The 17443-nt window shown below is 43.5% G+C and carries 16 protein-coding genes, 1 tRNA gene, 1 other RNA gene and 2 pseudogenes; 16 read left to right on the forward strand and 4 right to left on the reverse strand.

The window, feature by feature from the left end:
- Nucleotides 1-38: 38 nt before the first annotated feature.
- The 3 genes and pseudogenes from G7Y90_RS06130 to G7Y90_RS06140 form a co-directional block, all read right to left on the reverse strand.
- Nucleotides 39-2494 (reverse strand): annotated as a pseudogene (locus G7Y90_RS06130) (YgiQ family radical SAM protein).
- 230 nt (nucleotides 2495-2724) lie between these two features.
- Nucleotides 2725-3480 carry a YidX family protein gene (locus tag G7Y90_RS06135; protein ID WP_414707427.1) on the reverse strand — a complete coding sequence of 252 codons (756 nt, stop codon included), beginning with the start codon at nucleotides 3478-3480 and terminating at the stop codon, nucleotides 2725-2727.
- A 142-nt stretch (nucleotides 3481-3622) separates the two neighbouring features.
- Nucleotides 3623-4090 (reverse strand): Lrp/AsnC family transcriptional regulator, encoded by a 468-nt coding sequence (locus G7Y90_RS06140; RefSeq protein ID WP_250163675.1) that lies wholly within the window; start codon nucleotides 4088-4090, stop codon nucleotides 3623-3625.
- A 290-nt stretch (nucleotides 4091-4380) separates the two neighbouring features.
- Between G7Y90_RS06140 and rarD the strand changes: the two genes are divergently transcribed.
- Nucleotides 4381-5391 (forward strand): EamA family transporter RarD, encoded by a 1011-nt coding sequence (rarD, locus tag G7Y90_RS06145; RefSeq protein WP_250163676.1) that lies wholly within the window; start codon nucleotides 4381-4383, stop codon nucleotides 5389-5391.
- Between the two features lie 105 nt (nucleotides 5392-5496).
- Here rarD and smpB read toward each other — a convergent pair.
- Nucleotides 5497-5971: pseudogene (gene smpB, locus G7Y90_RS06150) on the reverse strand (SsrA-binding protein SmpB).
- A 356-nt stretch (nucleotides 5972-6327) separates the two neighbouring features.
- Between smpB and coaD the strand changes: the two are divergent.
- The 15 genes from coaD (at nucleotide 6328) to G7Y90_RS17775 (ending at nucleotide 17273) form a co-directional block, all read left to right on the forward strand.
- Nucleotides 6328-6846, forward strand: coding sequence for a pantetheine-phosphate adenylyltransferase (gene coaD, locus G7Y90_RS06155; protein ID WP_238048852.1), 519 nt, complete (start codon nucleotides 6328-6330; stop codon nucleotides 6844-6846).
- 101 nt (nucleotides 6847-6947) lie between these two features.
- Nucleotides 6948-7196, forward strand: coding sequence for a YfhL family 4Fe-4S dicluster ferredoxin (locus G7Y90_RS06160; protein WP_238048853.1), 249 nt, complete (start codon nucleotides 6948-6950; stop codon nucleotides 7194-7196).
- A gap of 29 nt (nucleotides 7197-7225) precedes the next feature.
- Nucleotides 7226-8515, forward strand: coding sequence for an adenosylmethionine--8-amino-7-oxononanoate transaminase (gene bioA / locus G7Y90_RS06165; RefSeq protein WP_502937419.1), 1290 nt, complete (start codon nucleotides 7226-7228; stop codon nucleotides 8513-8515).
- A gap of 11 nt (nucleotides 8516-8526) precedes the next feature.
- A complete protein-coding gene (gene bioD, locus G7Y90_RS06170) occupies nucleotides 8527-9267 on the forward strand; it encodes a dethiobiotin synthase (protein ID WP_238048855.1) in 741 nt (246 codons plus the stop codon).
- Nucleotides 9268-9380: 113 nt separating this feature from the next.
- Nucleotides 9381-9763, forward strand: an RNA gene (rnpB, locus tag G7Y90_RS06175) — RNase P RNA component class A.
- A gap of 119 nt (nucleotides 9764-9882) precedes the next feature.
- A tRNA-Met gene (locus G7Y90_RS06180) sits at nucleotides 9883-9959 on the forward strand.
- A 295-nt stretch (nucleotides 9960-10254) separates the two neighbouring features.
- Nucleotides 10255-10818: an ABC transporter permease gene (locus G7Y90_RS06185; RefSeq protein ID WP_250163677.1), complete on the forward strand. Its 564-nt coding sequence runs from the start codon at nucleotides 10255-10257 to the stop codon at nucleotides 10816-10818.
- 204 nt (nucleotides 10819-11022) lie between these two features.
- On the forward strand, nucleotides 11023-11694 hold the full coding sequence (locus tag G7Y90_RS06190) for an ABC transporter ATP-binding protein (RefSeq protein WP_045453663.1): 672 nt from the start codon (nucleotides 11023-11025) through the stop codon (nucleotides 11692-11694).
- Entirely contained in the window at nucleotides 11672-12133 is a 462-nt protein-coding gene (locus G7Y90_RS06195; protein ID WP_250163678.1) for a hypothetical protein, read from the forward strand. The genes G7Y90_RS06190 and G7Y90_RS06195 overlap by 23 nt, the downstream gene beginning before the upstream one ends.
- On the forward strand, nucleotides 12082-12777 hold the full coding sequence (locus G7Y90_RS06200; RefSeq protein ID WP_250163679.1) for a KpsE/RkpR family capsule polysaccharide export protein: 696 nt from the start codon (nucleotides 12082-12084) through the stop codon (nucleotides 12775-12777). Before G7Y90_RS06195 ends, G7Y90_RS06200 begins: the two co-directional genes overlap by 52 nt.
- A 55-nt stretch (nucleotides 12778-12832) precedes the next feature.
- Nucleotides 12833-12967, forward strand: coding sequence for a hypothetical protein (locus tag G7Y90_RS17765; protein ID WP_284143839.1), 135 nt, complete (start codon nucleotides 12833-12835; stop codon nucleotides 12965-12967).
- A 4-nt stretch (nucleotides 12968-12971) separates the two neighbouring features.
- Nucleotides 12972-14090 (forward strand): polysaccharide biosynthesis/export family protein, encoded by a 1119-nt coding sequence (locus G7Y90_RS06205; RefSeq protein WP_250163680.1) that lies wholly within the window; start codon nucleotides 12972-12974, stop codon nucleotides 14088-14090.
- Nucleotides 14087-14611, forward strand: coding sequence for an SLBB domain-containing protein (locus tag G7Y90_RS06210; protein WP_250163681.1), 525 nt, complete (start codon nucleotides 14087-14089; stop codon nucleotides 14609-14611). Before G7Y90_RS06205 ends, G7Y90_RS06210 begins: the two co-directional genes overlap by 4 nt.
- An 80-nt stretch (nucleotides 14612-14691) precedes the next feature.
- Complete coding sequence (locus tag G7Y90_RS17770; protein WP_284143840.1) at nucleotides 14692-15180, forward strand: capsular polysaccharide export protein, LipB/KpsS family; 489 nt, start codon at nucleotides 14692-14694, stop codon at nucleotides 15178-15180.
- A complete protein-coding gene (locus G7Y90_RS17775; RefSeq protein ID WP_284143841.1) occupies nucleotides 15177-17273 on the forward strand; it encodes a capsule polysaccharide biogenesis protein in 2097 nt (698 codons plus the stop codon). The genes G7Y90_RS17770 and G7Y90_RS17775 overlap by 4 nt, the downstream gene beginning before the upstream one ends.
- Nucleotides 17274-17443 lie beyond the last annotated feature (170 nt).

The following is a 17443-nucleotide window of genomic DNA, read 5'->3' on the forward strand; positions in this document are numbered from 1 at the left end:
TAAGCATCTGCATTTAGCACTGAGATACAGAGCTTTAACTACTTGGTTTTACGCGGTGGCAGACCCGTATGCTGGGTTTGGAAATTGCCTTTGCTTACGCGCTTTTTGGTGTTTTTGCTGACCGTGTTTTGACCCGCAGTGCCTTTAGCCGATGCGCCATTGATTGACGAATTATTATTACGCTTCACCGAATCATTCCCGAGGCGGCTGTTCTTTTTACGCGCCGATTGATAGCTGTCTTGTGCCGCATCGCGCCCTTCTAAACTGGCGTTGAACGGCGGGATTAAGCAGCCACGGTTTTTACCAATCAAATCGCCACGACCCATATCTTGTAGCGCTTTACGCAGCAGTACCCAGTTTTTTGGATCATGATAGCGCAAGAACGCTTTATGCAATTTGCGCTGTTTACCAGATTTGACGATATCCATGTCACCTTCATCACGGCTGATCTTATGCAGTGGATCTTTATGCGTATGATACATGGTGGTCGCTGTCGCCATCGGGCTAGGATAAAACGCTTGTACTTGGTCAGCGCGGTAGCCATGGCTTTTTAGCCACAGCGCAAGGTTCATCATATCCTCATCTTTCGTGCCCGGATGCGCGGCGATAAAGTAAGGAATCAGATATTGCTCTTTACCGGCCTCGAAGCTGTACTGCTCAAACATGGCTTTGAATTTATCATAGCTGCCCATGCCCGGCTTCATCATTTTCGATAAGACGTTTTCTTCTGAATGTTCAGGTGCAATTTTTAGATAACCACCGACATGATGGCTGACCAATTCTTTGACGTATTCAGGGTCTTTCACCGCCAAGTCATAGCGCAAGCCAGAGGCGATAAGAATCTTTTTCACACCTTTGATATCACGGGCTTTGCGATACAGCTTGGTTAAATTACTATGATCGGTAATCAAGTTTTCGCAGACGTCAGGATAGACGCAAGACGGCTTACGGCAATTCTTTTCAATGGTCTCGTCTTTACAGCTCAGACGATACATATTGGCCGTTGGCCCGCCAAGGTCAGAGATAACGCCAGTGTAGTTAGGTGCGGTATCACGAATCGCTTCGACTTCTCGTAGGATAGATTCTTCCGAGCGGTTTTGGATAATGCGTCCTTCGTGCTCAGTGATCGAGCAGAAAGTACAACCACCAAAACAGCCGCGCATGATATTGACTGAGAATTTATGTCATAAGCAGGGATGCGTGCATCGCCATAGCTTGGATGCGGCAAACGTGCGTACGGCAAGTCAAACACATAATCCATCTCTTCGGTCGAGAGCGGAATCGGTGGCGGATTGAGCCAGACATCGATGGAGGTGTGTGAGTTACCAGCACCGCTACTATGACGTTGCACGAGGGCACGGGCATTACCCGGATTGGTCTCAAGATGTAAGATACGGCTGGCATGAGCGTACAACACAGGGTCAGATTTGACGTGCTCATAATCAGGCAGACGAATGACTGTCTTTTCACGTGGCGGCATTTTTATTTTATGCTTACGCGCCGTCATTGGCTTGTCAAAACCACGCATTTGCACCACTTGCGTTTCTTCGTCAACTTGCTCAGCATTTAGAATTTTATTGGCAACTGGTTCAGAAACAAAGCCCGGATACTGTGAAGCCATTCCTGAGAGCGCTTGCCCAACTGGTGAATCGCTGGGTTTGTCTTGCTCGATTGAGCATTGATCCACGTCTTCGGTCATCACATATGGATTGATAATCGGGTCAACACGGCCCACGGTATCGACGTCATTACTAGCAACTTCGGTCATATCGTCTTGCCAATGGCGGCGCGTTGGCGTCAATAGATATGAGGTACCGCGCAATTTGCTCATTTGCTCAAAGCTGTAGCCTTTTGACAGACCATGTACCACATCGACGATGGCGCGCTCAGCATTACCGTACAATAAAACATCGGCACGGGCATCCATCAAGATACTACGGCGGACTTTGTCCGACCAGTAATCATAATGAGCGATACGGCGTAGGCTGCCTTCGATACCACCCAAGATGATTGGCACATCAGGATAAGCTTCGCGGCAGCGCTGGCTATAGACGATAGCGGCGCGGTCAGGGCGTTTATTTGCCACGTTGCCCGGCGAGTACGCATCATCGCTACGAATCTTGCGATCGGCGGTATAGCGGTTGATCATGCTGTCCATGTTGCCTGCGGTCACGCCATAAGCATAGACAGGTTTGCCCAGTTCCATAAAGGCATCTTTGCTCTTCCAGTCTGGCTGGGCAATGATACCGACGCGGAAGCCTTGTGCTTCTAATAAGCGGCCGATAATCGCCATGCCAAAGCTTGGATGGTCGACATAGGCATCGCCTGAGATGATGATGACGTCACAAGCGTCCCAGCCCAAATCATCCATTTCTTTACGGCTCATCGGCAGATAAGGCGCAGGCTCGTAGCAGCTCGCCCAGTGTTTGTCGTAGTCGTAAAGTGGCTTGGTGCCTTGTTTAAAGGCGGTGCGGGCGATGGTATCGGCAGACATGAGCGGACCTGTTAATTAGAAAAATGGCACTAAAAAAAGCCGTTATTCATTAAAAATATTAACGGCTCATTTAAAAGCGCTCATTTTAACATGAATTGTCTTCATGATGTCATAAACGATGACAAAGGATTGACGATAAGTTATTGATAGTTTAAGTAATCTATGAATAAAAAGGCTTCTAGGAACTAAGCGCATCTTTATTTCAAATCATCGTTTATAGTAAGGATTTACTACTCTAATAACTGAAATGGGAAAGTGACAACGTCAAAAGCTAAGGCAAAAGGCAATAAAACCAGCTTCTGAGCTGTATTTGCGCCACTACGAGACACTTGATTTTGCTGACTTTGGGTATAAAAGCTCACCGTATAAGGCTTAGTTAAAGGGCGATAATTGGATTGGATTAAGCTGAGATTACTCACTTGCGGATAAATAGCGCCTTTGACAGGAACGCTAAAGCAAAAGCGCTGAGCATTGATACGCTGGTCACTGGCTGAGGTACATTCTTTGCCGTTGTTTTGCAAAAAGAACTGATAGTCAGAACGTTTAAATTCATCTCTTAGTTTGGCATAAGACAGCTTCATTTCACCCTGAAAGTAGCCATCGTTATTGGGCACATAAAAGTTCATCTCATTATCGACTTGGATATTTTTTGGTGTCAAATTGGTCAGTAAATTCACCATCTCTGTCCCACCTTGGGTCAGCACATAGCTGTTTTTTTCGCCAACGATAACCATCGTCGCATTTGGCATTTTTGGTAATGCTTGTGCAGGGCGACCAAAAGCCACGATTTGATCTTCAGACAAAACATGTTTAGTTGTCGTTGTGTTGACTCGATTGTCACTGTCTAATAATGAACTGGTTGCACAGCCAGAGCTGGCGAGCAATGCCGCAAGCGATGCACTGGCCATCACTGTTTTAAAGCTTAATCCTTTTAGTACTGGATTATTACTTTCTTCTTTTCTAATGGTACGGGTGTTTTTAGTCATGGTAAGGCTTCCTTGTCTACTAGGCGATGGACTACTGGTGCGGCATCTATTATTTACTGCCAAACTTTCGTTGATATCGTACCTTGTTTGACCGCGACTTATCTACTTTTAATTAAACAGCCAAGCAGTTTTCATAATCAAATTAATCGAGCAAAATCTTTGTCCCACTTTTAGTAAAGTTCATCACAAATTGGCTTTTAAAGTTGCGCACATTATTCTCATAGGTGAGCAAACCAGTCGTGAATCGATGGTAGTCGCTCATATTTTTGGCATTGACCATCAACATAAAATCCGCATCGCCTGATACCTCATAACAGCTCATCACCTGTGGCTGCGCATTCATCAAGCGCTCAAACCGATGTTGCATCGAGGTATTTGAGCGCGCCATCTCTATCATCACCACCGCGGTCAGTCCGTAACCAACCTTGTTTGGGTCAACGATAGCAACTTGCTTGGTAATGACGCCATTGCTGATTAATGCTTGGATACGGCGCTGAGCAGTAGCGATAGACACATGCACTTGTTCTGCCACGGTTTTTAATGGCAAGGTCGCATCGTCCTGTAGCAAGTTTAAAATCGCTTTATCGATATCATCTAAAACTTGGCTCATGGTGTTCTCTCTTTTAGAAAGCATTTCATTCACTGGATTTTTTATAATTATTATCACTATAAGTCAAAATTTAAGAAAATATTTATTTTTAAAGGTCATAAAAGCTAAATTTGTTCATAAATAGATTTTTATAGAAATAATATCTCACCGACACTCAGTAAAATGGACGCTATTAATCAAGGTTTAACAATCAAAACTTAGCAATTAAAGCCTAGCAACCAAAGCTTAACCATAACAAGTAAAAGCTCACAGCTGGTTTTCTAATATCTATTTAAACTTATGGTGCTTTTATGTCTACTTCAATGCTATCTAACGTCTTTGCAAATACGCTCGCAAGCTTGCCATTGCCAGCGATTTGGACGGCGGGTAGCGCACAGCAACGCACATTAATATTGGGCGTCATACTAGCCATCTTGTCGAATTTGTTATTTGGCGTACTTTATGCTTACAGCAGCTTTTTGGCGCCGCTATCAGGTACGCAAGTTTTTATCTGGCGGATGCTAGCGATGTGGGCGGCATTGGTGGGATATTTGCTGATCAGTGGGCGCTTAGGTTTTCACATCGATAAACTCAAAGCGCTAGGCACAGTTAAGCAGTGGGCGTGGTTGCTATTGCCCACACCGATATTCTTAAGCCAGTTTTGGTTATTTATGTGGGCACCCGTGAATGGGCAAGGTGTACAAACCGCGATGGGGTATTTCTTATTCCCACTGATGATGGTTATATTTGGCTGCGTCTTTTTTGGCGAAAAGTTAAGCCGTCTGCAATGGTTGGCGGTTGGCTTTGCCGCATTAGGGGTCGGCAGTGAAATTATCCGTACGCAAAGTGTCTCTTGGGCAACGCTTTGGGTCTGCGGCACGTACCCGCTATATTATATTTTACGCCGCATGCAAGGGATTGGCGCGGTGACTGGACTCTTGGTTGATTTGACGATATTCGCACCATTTTCTGTGGCTTACTTATTGCTGTTTGCGCCAAGTAGCTTAAGCTTAGTGAGTGGTTCTGGCTTTTTTATTCTGATGCTGGCGGGACTAGGCGTCATGAGCGTATTAGCCATGAAAACCAATGTCGATGCCAGTCAGATGCTACCAGTCAACGTCTATGGCATGATGAGCTATTTGGAGCCAGCATTATTGTTTATCTTAGCCGTGACAGTGCTAGGCAATCCTTTCGAGTCAGCGATGATTTATAGTTATGGCTTAATTTGGTTAGGCATCGCATTTTTAGTGGCTCATGGGGTGCGCAAATTACGTAGCGCTCATAAACAATCGCAAACAACAAAGATTGCGCCAGCTATTTGAAAATTAATAAGTAAGCTTGATTGAACAAATAAAAACGGACGATTCAACACTATGCTGAATCGTCCGTTTTTTTTAAGATTAAAACCAATCTGTTGAAAGATAGCTTTAATCTAAATCCTTCTTGAAACCACGCTGCTTATCACGTTCCCAGTCACGGTCTTTAAGCGTTTTACGTTTGTCGTGTTGTTTTTTACCCAGTGCCAAGCCAATTTGACATTTCACCAACGAGTTTTTCCAATAGCAGGATAACGGTACGCAGGCATAGCCTTTTTGGTTGACTGCACCCATTAACTTTTCGATTTCGCGGCGATTAAGCAGCAGTTTACGGGTACGGATACTATCAGGACTGACATGCGTCGAGCTTGACAGCGGTTGAATATGCGCGCCAAATAAGAATGCCTCATTATTACGAAAGATAATATAAGCTTCGTAATGTCATTTTGGCTGCGCGAATGGCTTTTACTTCCCAACCTTGTAACGACAGACCTGCTTCAAACGTTTCTTCAATAAAATACTCGTGTCGAGCTTTTTTATTGGCACAAATTTGATTCTCTGGTTTTTTTTTTGATTTTTTTGACATAATTTTCCATAAGGACTGCTACAATACAAAGTCCTTATCTGGACTAGTCCTACTGATTCCTCATCCTAACTCAATAAATGGTATTGTCCTTTATTTGGTTTATAAAACGGATGAGTCGAACCGCCTATTGTAGCAAAGCCTCTAATAAAAATGTAAGTCGGCTATTAGGACAAATGTAGCCAATATAGTCGAAGTCATTTAAGGTGGTCACACAGCAATCGAGCGCAAACAGAAGACTGAGTACATTAAGTGAGGTTAAGGCGGTAACTATTTACAAATGCATCGACGATAAGTATTAAGTTTGAGAAAAATTTGCTAGCATATAGCCTACTATTACTGACCCTATTAGCCACGCTATGAGCCACTCTACTTCTGCTAACCCCTCAAAGCTGCACACCAGAATTTTATATCCTGGTACCTTTGATCCTATTACCAATGGTCATGTAGACTTGGTCACACGCGCCACCAAACTGTTTGATGAGGTCTTTATTGCGGTGGCCTCAGGACATCACAAAAAGCCTTTATTTAACTTTGAGGAGCGCGTCGCCTTAGTCGAGACAGTATTTGCTGACTTACCACAAGTATCGGTGGTGGGTTTTGAAGGTCTACTCGTTGACTTTATGCGTGAAAAAAACGCCACCGCTGTCTTACGAGGTCTGCGTGCGATGTCAGATTTCGAATATGAGTTTCAGCTGGCCAATATGAACCGTGAGCTTGATGAAAACTTTGAAGCGGTGTTTTTGACGCCATCGCAGAATTACTCATTCATCTCTTCGACGATGATTCGAGAAATCGCCAAACTCGGTGGTGAAGTGACTAAATTTGTCCCGCCATGTGTCTCACAAGCTTTTGCTGAAAAACTCAATCTTAGATAGCAAAATACCTGCTGACAATGAAGATGTGTCGAACATTTAAACGCATCGAAATCGTCAAAGCCAACGATACAAGTGCTATAAGTAAATATAAGGAGCAGTCTATGGCGTTATTAATTACTGATGAATGCATCAACTGTGATGTGTGTGAGCCTGCCTGCCCAAACGAAGCCATCTCAGAAGGCGATGACATTTATGTGATTGACCCTGATTTATGCACCGAATGTGTCGGGCACTTCGACGAGCCGCAATGCGTAGTCATTTGCCCTGTGGATTGCATCCCTTATGATCCCAATCATGTCGAGACCGAAAGTGATTTGTTGTCAAAATATAAACGCATTACTGGTCAATAAAATATGACAACATCACTCTTATCTACGAAATCACGAACGACTTTGACCAGCAACATCTCTGGCATCCTTATGCTAGTCTACCGCCGACTTATCCTAATATTGTGATTGATCACGCTGATGGTATTTATATCGTCACGCAAGATGGTACGCGTCTGATCGATGGTATGTCATCGTGGTGGGCGAGCGTCCATGGCTATAATCATCCCAAGCTGAATGCAGCGATGATTGAACAATTGGGTAAAATGGCGCATGTCATGTTTGGTGGTTTGACCCATCAACCCGCAATAGATTTGGGCAAAAAACTGCTGTCAATTGTGCCTGCTGGACTGGATGCCATATTTTATGCCGATAGCGGCAGCATTGCGGTAGAGGTGGCTTTAAAAATGGCATTGCAATATCAAATTGCCGCTAAGCGTCCGCAAAAGTGCCAATTTGCCTCGACCCATTCTGGCTATTATGGTGATACGTGGCATGCGATGAGTGTCTGCGACCCTATCAATGGCATGCACAGCTTGTATGGTAAACAGTTACCTATGCAGCATTTTGTGCCAGCTCCGCCACTAGGCTTTGAGCGTGATATTAGCCAGTCTGAATATGATGAATTAACGGATTTCTTTGATAAAAATAGCGATAAGTTGGCTGGATTTATTATCGAGCCGATTATTCAAGGCGCAGGCGGCATGCGCTTTTATAGTCCTCAATATTTACAATTGCTTCGCAAATTGTGTGATAAATACAAAGTGGTACTAATTACCGATGAAATTGCGACTGGTTTTGGGCGTAGTGGCAAGCTATTCGCTTGTGAGCATGCAGGTATCAGCCCTGATATCATGACGATTGGTAAAGCATTAACTGGCGGTTATATGACTTTTGCGGCGACTTTGTGCACTCGCAAAATTGCCGATACCATTAGCCAAAGTGATTATCCATCCCTTATGCATGGTCCGACCTTTATGGGCAATCCGCTAGCTTGTGCCGTCGCTTGTGCCTCAATTGATTTAATACTCTCCTATGATATTGAAGCACGTACAGCAAATATCCAAACAATAATGAAACAACAACTTGCGCCAGTTGCGAGTTTAAATGGCGTTGCAGAAGTACGTTGTTTGGGTGCAGTCGCCGTCATTGAGCTAAATGAAGCGGTTGATATGTCGACCTTTCAGTCTTTATTGATTGAAAACGGTATTTGGGTCAGACCCTTTGGCAAATTGGTGTATATCATGCCGCCATATGTGATTAGCGAATACGAACTTGTCACTCTTTGCGAAGCGTTATTAAAAGTGGTGAGCACGTATTTAAGCCAAGCTTATTTAACGTAAAAAGGTCAAGAATGAGCGTTCTCTTTATCTCCGGTATCGATACCGACATTGGCAAAACCTACGCCACTGGTATGATTGCAAAGGCACTCATGCAGCAAGGCGTCAACGTCATCACTCAAAAGCTGGTGCAAACGGGCGTGGCGATTAATCCACTCAATGGCGAGATGGGCATTGCTGACGATATCATAGCGCATCGTCAACTCATGGCTATTCCTCTACAGCCATGTGATCTTGATTTTACCACTTGCGTTCATCGCTATGAAAAGCCTGCATCACCGCACTTAGCGACTCGATTATCAGGAGAAGTGCTAGATCCTAAACTGATCACTAGTGCCACCAAACGATTGCAAGCTACGTATGACTTGGTATTACTAGAAGGTGCTGGTGGATTGCTCGTACCAATAACGGAGCAATTATTAATTTTAGATTATATTGCTGCTCAAGGTTATCCGATTGTTTTGGTCACTTCTGGTCGTTTAGGCAGTATCAATCACACATTACTGAGTTTGGAAGCAATAAAAGCCCGTGGATTATCTGTACATAGCGTTATTTATAATCATATCCATGACGATGCTGCTCAGACAGATGCTGAGATTGCAAATAGTACCATGGATTTTTTACAAAATTATTTAGCTGCAAATTACCCCAAAGCGCATTGGTTACAGATACCGTATATAGATGGCAGTCATCAAGCCAATTATGAGGCGTTATCAAAAAGCTATTCATTGTCTTTACCAGTCGATTTCGTCTAAAAGCTTTATGAGTGTGGTTTCTTTTCTATCGCAAAATAGGCTTTTATCTCAAGTCTGCAAATAAATAGAAAACTCATTCCCAATTAGTCGATATGTTTGCTATACTAGCGCGCTTGGTAGACTAGGCAATCGCCGCTGCACACTGGCAACAGACATGCAGGGGAGGAAAGTCCGGGCTACATAGGGCAGCGTGCCAGCTAACGGCTGGGCAGGGTAACTTGACGACCAGTGCAGCAGAGAGTAGACCGCCTTTGGCTTATATGAGTATCGCAAGATGTTCATGTCATCGGTAAGGGTGAAAGGGTGCGGTAAGAGCGCACCGCGTGGCTGGCAACAGTTCACGGCATGGTAAACTCCACGCGTAGCAAGACCAAATAGGCATCGGCATGGCGCGGCCCGCGTTCGATGCGGGTAGGTTGCTTGAGCGTACGAGCGATTGTGCGCCTAGAGGAATGATTGTCCACGACAGAACCCGGCTTATCGGTTTACCAAACCTTTTTTATTGTTCGTGATAAAAATGCAGAAAATATGAATAAATTTCATATTTTCTGCAAAAAATGCCCTTATAGGGGTTGACGACAGTCAACAGCTTGGGTAAAATGTGCATCCTAAAATGGCGATGTAGCTCAGCTGGTTAGAGCGCATGACTCATAATCGTGAGGTCAAGAGTTCAAGTCTCTTCATCGCCACCATTTTTAGTAATACCTGCAATATTAAAAATGCCAATCATTATTTGATTGGTTTTTTTTTGCCTGAAATAAATTATTCCAGAATATGGTGAATGGCTCAAGCCGCCCCATAAAACATAATAATTACCTACTGATTTCTTGCTAAATCATAGCTTTATCTGTTTAGGTACAGATTAATTGTTGTAACTTATGTCCCGCTTACTTATCATAGGGGCTGTTTTCGGTAAAGTCCTGTAACGCCATGTCTGTACAACTACCTCCTTATCGTCCTATTAAGCACCGCAGTGGTCTAAAAGTCATGGGTGCCGCATTTCATGCTTTGCTGATGCGTGAGCTGCAAACGCGCTTTGGTGGTTATCGCTTGGGCTATCTATGGGCGCCATTAGAGATAATGTTTCAAGTTGCTATTTATTTGATAGTATTTGGCGCTATTATGACCCGTGTGCTGCCAGGAATGGACTACATGTTATTTCTGGTGGCAGGCCTAGTGCCTTTTCGTATGATGAGTACCATAGCAACACGAGCGTTAGGAGCAGTTGAGGCCAATCAAGGGCTTTTAATGTATCGATCAGTACGTCACATTGACGTCATTATTGCCCGCTCATTTTTAGAACTAGTGATTTACTTTTTTACCTTTGTACTGCTGTTAGTCATACTTGCTTTTATTGGTATTCCTATCAGTCTTGCACATTTGAATGTGGTTTTGTTTTGCTGGTTAACTTTATTCTTATTTGGCTTTGGATTAGCTATGATAATGATGGTTGTTGGCTATTATGGGGGTGAAATCAGCAAAATTATTGGTTTGATTTTTACTATTTTATATTTGTATCTGGAATTATGTATTCTATTCATATATTCCTGAACCATATCTGAGTTATTTATTATATATTCCATTTGTCCATAATATTGAACTAATGAGAAATGCACTATCTCCTACTTATCCTGCATATCATATTGACATAACGTATTTTTTAAAATGGATGGTCGCAGTCAATTTCTTAGGTTTATTGATGTATAAAGCGGTCGAAAAAGACCTTATCCGTTCAAAGTAGTGACAGGTAAATGAATGATTGAGATTAAAAATGTTTCTAAGTCATTTATGACCAAGCAAGGTCGGCATTATCTATTTAAAGATCTAAATCTGACTATTGGTGATAAAAAAAGTGTGGGTTTACTCGGTCGTAACGGGGCGGGTAAATCGACTTTGCTGCGTATTATTTGCGGACTAGATAAGCCTGATCACGGAGAGATTATTACCGACTCGACGATTTCTTGGCCAGTAGGGGTAGCCGGCGGTTTCCAAGGTAGTTTGACGGGTCGTCAAAACGTCCGCTTTGTTTGCCGTCTTTATTCAAGCGGTCCCTATATTGACGAAAAAATTCGTTTTGTGGAAGAGTTTGCAGATATCGGAAACTATTTCGATATGCCGGTAAAAAGCTACTCTTCAGGGATGAAAGCACGCTTAACGTTTGGCTTAAGCTTGGCCTTCGATTTTGATTATTATATGCTTGATGAAGCAGGCGCTGTGGGTGATGCGGCTTTTCGTAAGCGTAGTGAAGAGATATTGGCCGCGCGCCGTGAACAAGCAGGGTTTTTGATCGTATCGCATAACATCGGTGATATTAAGCGTAATTGTGATATTGGTATTGTGCTAATGGATCAAACAGCACACGTCTTTGAAGACACAACAGAAGCGATTGAGGTATATGAAGAGCATGTCCACAAAGCGAAAAAATAAGATAATTGACTTCTCGCTGTTTATTGGCTTGGTGGTCCTCCCTTGGGTATTGGTGATATTTTATGTCATGACCATTGCTCATCCGCGGTTTATTTCGACGGCTGATGTGGTGGTCAAACAAGTCAGTGATACCAGTGTGCCTTCTGGCGGTGGACTGTCGGCCTTGTTGGGTGTGAACAGTACCAGTAAAGAAGATGCGACTTATCTGACCGAGTATATTCTATCCAATGATATGGTGAAGCGCCTTGATAATAAGTTCAAGTTCCGCGAAGCGTATCATGTCGATGGCTCAGATCCGCTTAATGAGATTGAGCCTGATGCCACACAAGAAGAGTTACTTGAGTACTTCAAAAGCGTGTACACATCAATCTGGACGAGCAAAGCTATGTGCTGTCAGTATCGACGGAAGCCTTTGATCCAAAGTATGCTTTTGAGCTGAATAAAACGATCCTCAATGAGTCTGAGCAGTTCGTCAACCGTATTTCACAAGAGGTGGCTCGTGATCAGCTGGTATTTGCTGAGACACAGTTAGATGAATCACAAGATCGCCTAAATGATGCCAAAGAGCAGCTATTAAAGTATCAAAACGAAAATGAGATTTACGATCCACAATCCAATGCTCAAATTGTGAATCAGCTGATTGGTAGTTTGCAAGCGCAATTAAGTTCATTACGTACCGAAGAGCGTCAATTACTCAGCTATCTGAACCCAGACGCACCGCAAGTAGTGTCATTAAGAAGTCAGATTAAAGCAGTCGAAGAGCAAATCAACCAAGAGCAAACCAAGCTGACATCACCGAATACCACCAAGTTAAACCGTCAAGCGGTACAGTTTGAGACTATCAAGGCAGATGTTGATTTCGCTACTGAGCTCTATAAATTGTCGTTATCTTCACTTGAGAAGGCACGTTTAGAAGCCTTTAAAAAGATGAAAAATTTGATTGTCATCTCAACACCATATCAAGCTGAAGAAGCAACTTATCCACGCCGTGCTTATATTATTTGGACGTCGCTAGCATTACTTTTGATGCTTTATGGATTTGTGCGCCTAGTGATGGCGGTTGTCCGTGATCATCGTAGCTAGTTTTAACACACCAGATATCAGTAATGATCGATAGATCAGCAAAGGAATACCACTCATGAATATGAAACCACGTCCTCTTGTGACCGTGATAAAAGTGTTAAGTTTGGCCATGGCAGCCAGTAGTGTGCCCGCGCTAGCAGCAGGCAGTTATGCGGATCAAATCTCAGGATCTAGCTTGGCCCAGCAATAACAGCATGAGTCAAGACCAAAACCGCAATAACATCAATGTCTCAACACAGGCATTTGCAGGTGGTGTATCAGGACAAGCGACCCCGCAAGAAGCGGTTAATGCCTCAAGTTTGCCAAGTCAGTCAGTCATCAATACCACGCGCCCCTATCAAGAAATCAACACGCAAGACATGATGTTTGGTGAGCAGCTCTTCCGTGGAGCATTTTCGACCACCTCTGGCTCTACCTTTAATGACAGTTACGTGATCAACCCGGGTGATAACGTCCAAGTACGGATGTGGGGCGCTTATCAATATGCTGCTACCATGACCGTCGACCCACAAGGCAATATTTTCTTGCCAAATATCGGTCCAGTACGTGTCTCAGGTGTGCAAAATGGCAGTCTGCAAAATGTGGTAAAAAGTGCTGTCAGTCGTATTTATCGCTCGAACGTTGGCGTTTATGCCTCATTAGAGCAAGCACAGCCAGTAAAAGTATTTGTAACAGGTTTCGTTAAACAACCTGGTTATTACGGCGGTTTAGCAGCAGATTCCGTATTGTCTTATTTGGATAGAGCGGGCGGTGTTGATCCGACTCGTGGTAGTTATATTGATATTCAAATCAAACGTAATGGGCAAATGCTACAGCAAGTCAACCTGTATGATTTTTTACTGGCGGGTAAATTACAAGCATTCTCTTTTCGTGATGGTGATGTGATTACGGTCGCGCCGCAGAAAAAAACCTTTGAAGTAGGCGGTCAAGTCCAAAACGAATATACTTTTGAATTTGACGTGAACGATCTGACCATTGGTGATGTATTGCAAGTGGCCAATCCAGCAGCAAATGCGACCAACGTTAGTATCACTCGTAGTGCAGGACGCGCGCAGACGGCAGAATATTACTCGTTAGCAGAAGCTCAAAACGTGCCTGTTTATAATGGTGATCAGATGGTAGTTACTTCCGATCGCTATGCGGGCACAATTGCGGTGCAAGTAAAAGGTGCGCATACGGGTAATGGTGCCATGGTTGTACCATATGGTGCTCGCTTAAAGGACATCGTGCCACAGCTACAGCCAAGCCCACTCGCTAAACTGACTCATCTGACCATTTATCGTGAGTCTGTTGCTGAGCAACAAAAAGCATGATTAATGAGTCGCTCGATCGTTTAGAAGAGCTGACGCTTGCCACGCAGTCAACCACTCGTGAAGAAGCAGCACTGCGTCAAGACGATGCAGCGTTGGTTAAGCAGTTTGTTGCCAAAGCGCGTAATGTTAAAACGACGGGTCAAATTGTTGTCGTCCCGAATTCGTGGCAGGATATTATCTTACAGCAAGGTGATATCATTGAGATACCTGCGCAAACGTCTGTCATTACCGTTAATGGTCAAGTACGAGCACAAGGCGCGCTGACCTTCAACCCAGATTATACCGTTGGTGATTATGTTGCCAATTCAGGCGGTTTCTCTGACAATGCTGATGTTAAAGAAATCTTGATTATCCATCAAAATGGCGCCAGTGAGGTGGTCAATACCGCTTACCGTATCCAGCAAGGCGATGAGATTATGGTATTACCAAAAGTCAAAACCAAGCGCGTAGAAATTGCTCGTGGCTTATCGCAAATTGTTTATCAGTTGGCCATTGCTGCTAAAGTGGTTCTCGATTTATAACCATTATTGAAAAGTTGTATAACAAGAGAAAAAGTCATCTGCATAGATAGATGCAAAAGTAATGAATAAGGGTGTTAAAAATGGCAAAAAGTGCGGCAGATGATGTCAATGTGGCAGTGACCTCTCACTCTGATAATGCCCTGCTTTTGCCATCATCCCAATACCAATTGCCACAGCATTTGGCAGTCATTGGTAAGGGTATGCGTCAAAACAATGTACTTTTGTCCCAGGTATTGCAAGCAGATATTCAGCGCTGGTATCCGTGGTCAGGTATACCGCAACGTATCAATGCAGGTAAAACGCTTTTACTGTCTGCATTACCATTACCAAATATGATAAAAAATCAGATAACTCATTTGTCCAGTTCCTCTCTCTCTTTTCAGCAACCCGATGCCTTTATCGGTTGGGGTCGTAAAAAAAGTTATCAACGAGCTAATAAAGTGGCTAAGCGGCAAAAGCTTGAGACATTGAGTGTTGAAGATGGCTTTTTGCGCTCATTAGATTCTGGTATTGGTAGCCGTCATGGCCTGAGTGTCGTCGTTGATGACCTTGTATTTATTTTGATATGACGCATGACTCACGCCTTGAGCGGCTGATTATTGAGCGTACTAAAAATGCTACTACGCCTAATAATCACGAAATAGATGACGCGCACGCGAGGCAATTGATTGCACGTATTTGTAATGAGCAGCTCAGTAAATATAACACAGTGATCGATTGTCCGTCCTTGAATAAATTGATAAATGAAGACGGCGTTAATACAACAGCAGATCCATTGAAATCGCATGTTTTATTGATTGACCAAGTGGTTGGTGATGCTTCTATCACCGGTGCGGGCGCGGATAAACGTCAGTTTAAGAAGATGTTAACATCTGCGTGTCGTAATCATCCTCATGCCCATATTTGGATAAAGGCACATCCTGCATCAAAATCGGGATACCTGACTCGTTTAAAACTACCTAAGCAGGTTCGGTTATTAACTCAAGCGCTCAATCCTATCGAGCTATTAGAGCAAGTTGACCATGTTTATACGGTCAGCTCCCATATGGGCTTTGAAGGGTTGATGTTAGGTAAAACAGTACATTGCTTCGGGGTCAACTGGTATAGTGGCTGGGGTCTAACTGATGACAGCGGCGCACCCAAAAATCTGCTTAAAGCGGTCGAAAAACGTCGTCAAAAACTTGTCAGCAAACAGCTAGAGTCTAGGGGACACTCAAATCCTGCGTTGTTTCCTACATCATTTGCTAAAAAAACATCTGCAACGTTAGAAACGTTATTTTATAGCGCCTATATAGATTATAGTCGTTATGTAGATCCAGCCACCAAGCAAGCCTGTGATATTGATACAGCGATAGAATGGCTAGTGACTAATCGATATTGGCAAGCGCGCCTTGAAGGGGATCTCACGATATATGAATTTAGTCGCTGGAAATTACCATTTGTAAAAGCTTTTACGAATCTACCGCGTACGACATTATTTATCAAACCCAAGCCACGTCTCAAGAATTTATTGCATCCTGATCATTTTCGTGTTGATTATCAGCAGCCTCTACTAGCGTGGGGTTTGGCTAAACGCCAGCAAGTACAAAATAAATTACAGCGTAAGCTTGAGAGACAGCCACATTTGTCCATACCGTCTATATACTGTATGGAAGATGGATTTATCCGCTCAAATGGTTTGGGCGCGACGTTGTTAGCACCGTTGTCGGTCGTCATAGACAAGCAAGGTATTTATTATGATGCGACCCAGCCTTCAGATTTAGAGACGTTGCTACGCCATTGTCAAGCACTGAACCCACAGCAAAGTGTCCGTGTACAACAGCTGCAAGATAAATTGCTGAATCAGCGGGTGAGTAAATACAATGTTGGAGCTGATGTCGCCAGTGCCAATAACCAGCATACTTCTTGGATGCATGAGGCTAGAGTATCTGGCAAGCGCCGTCTGCTTATCATCGGTCAAGTCGAAGATGATTTATCGGTGCAGTACTGCGGCTCGACGATCAAAACCAACAGCGGCTTGATTGAGCGTGTATGCCAAGATAATCCTGAGGCTTATCTTATTTATAAGCCGCATCCTGACGTTGAAGCAGGACTAAGGGCTGGTAAGGTTAGCGCAGAGTTTTTACAGCAGGTCAGTGCCGTCGCCTATGATACCGCGATGCCTGATTGCTTAGAGTGTGTTGATGAAGTACATACGATTAGCTCATTGACTGGCTTTGAGGCGTTGCTGCGCGGTTTAGACGTTACTTGCTACGGCTTACCGTTTTATGCTGGTTGGGGGTTAACGGCAGATATTGATGCCCAGTTTTCACCGAAAGCTGACTATTTAGAGAGACGAAAACGCGACACTGCATTAACGCTTGAGCAATTATTATATTGTGCGCTTATTCACTATCCCTTATATCGTTTACCTAATGGCTATGGGCTTGCACAAGTAGAGCAAGTGATTGACTATTTATACCCTCCTAAAAGCGCTCCTTTGCTTAAAGATATTCATAATGCAGAATCTCAAGCTCAAATATCCAGCCCTATAAATAGCTCGATTAACCATGCGACTTCAGTTTTATCAACGCTACCTGAAAATTTTAAACGCCAAATGACTACTCGTTTTATGCAGCAGCGTCATCAATGGCAGCAGCGCCTGCGTAAATTATCTCGTTAGTTTATTCTAAACTTGTGACGCAAATCCATTGCGACAAGTAGGGGCTTTTTCGGTATAATCAGTGATGATTAGTGTGTATTTACACGGCTTAATATTCAAGTTATTTAATAAATACTCTCGATTTTATTCTTCATCTTCTCATTAATGGTAATTCAATACTATGGCAGCTT

The sequence above is a fragment of the Psychrobacter sp. WY6 genome, from assembly GCF_018448495.1.
GTDB lineage: Bacteria > Pseudomonadota > Gammaproteobacteria > Pseudomonadales > Moraxellaceae > Psychrobacter.

Coding starts and splice junctions, on each gene's coding strand:
- G7Y90_RS06135 (WP_414707427.1), bottom strand. CDS start 3,480: ATGACTAAAAACACCCGTACCATTAGAAAAGAAGAAAGTAATAATCCA.
- G7Y90_RS06140 (WP_250163675.1), bottom strand. CDS start 4,090: ATGAGCCAAGTTTTAGATGATATCGATAAAGCGATTTTAAACTTGCTA.
- rarD (WP_250163676.1), top strand. CDS start 4,381: ATGTCTACTTCAATGCTATCTAACGTCTTTGCAAATACGCTCGCAAGC.
- coaD (WP_238048852.1), top strand. CDS start 6,328: ATGAGCCACTCTACTTCTGCTAACCCCTCAAAGCTGCACACCAGAATT.
- G7Y90_RS06160 (WP_238048853.1), top strand. CDS start 6,948: ATGGCGTTATTAATTACTGATGAATGCATCAACTGTGATGTGTGTGAG.
- bioD (WP_238048855.1), top strand. CDS start 8,527: ATGAGCGTTCTCTTTATCTCCGGTATCGATACCGACATTGGCAAAACC.
- G7Y90_RS06185 (WP_250163677.1), top strand. CDS start 10,255: ATGGGTGCCGCATTTCATGCTTTGCTGATGCGTGAGCTGCAAACGCGC.
- G7Y90_RS06190 (WP_045453663.1), top strand. CDS start 11,023: ATGATTGAGATTAAAAATGTTTCTAAGTCATTTATGACCAAGCAAGGT.
- G7Y90_RS06195 (WP_250163678.1), top strand. CDS start 11,672: ATGTCCACAAAGCGAAAAAATAAGATAATTGACTTCTCGCTGTTTATT.
- G7Y90_RS17765 (WP_284143839.1), top strand. CDS start 12,833: ATGAATATGAAACCACGTCCTCTTGTGACCGTGATAAAAGTGTTAAGT.
- G7Y90_RS06205 (WP_250163680.1), top strand. CDS start 12,972: ATGAGTCAAGACCAAAACCGCAATAACATCAATGTCTCAACACAGGCA.
- G7Y90_RS06210 (WP_250163681.1), top strand. CDS start 14,087: ATGATTAATGAGTCGCTCGATCGTTTAGAAGAGCTGACGCTTGCCACG.
- G7Y90_RS17770 (WP_284143840.1), top strand. CDS start 14,692: ATGGCAAAAAGTGCGGCAGATGATGTCAATGTGGCAGTGACCTCTCAC.
- G7Y90_RS17775 (WP_284143841.1), top strand. CDS start 15,177: ATGACGCATGACTCACGCCTTGAGCGGCTGATTATTGAGCGTACTAAA.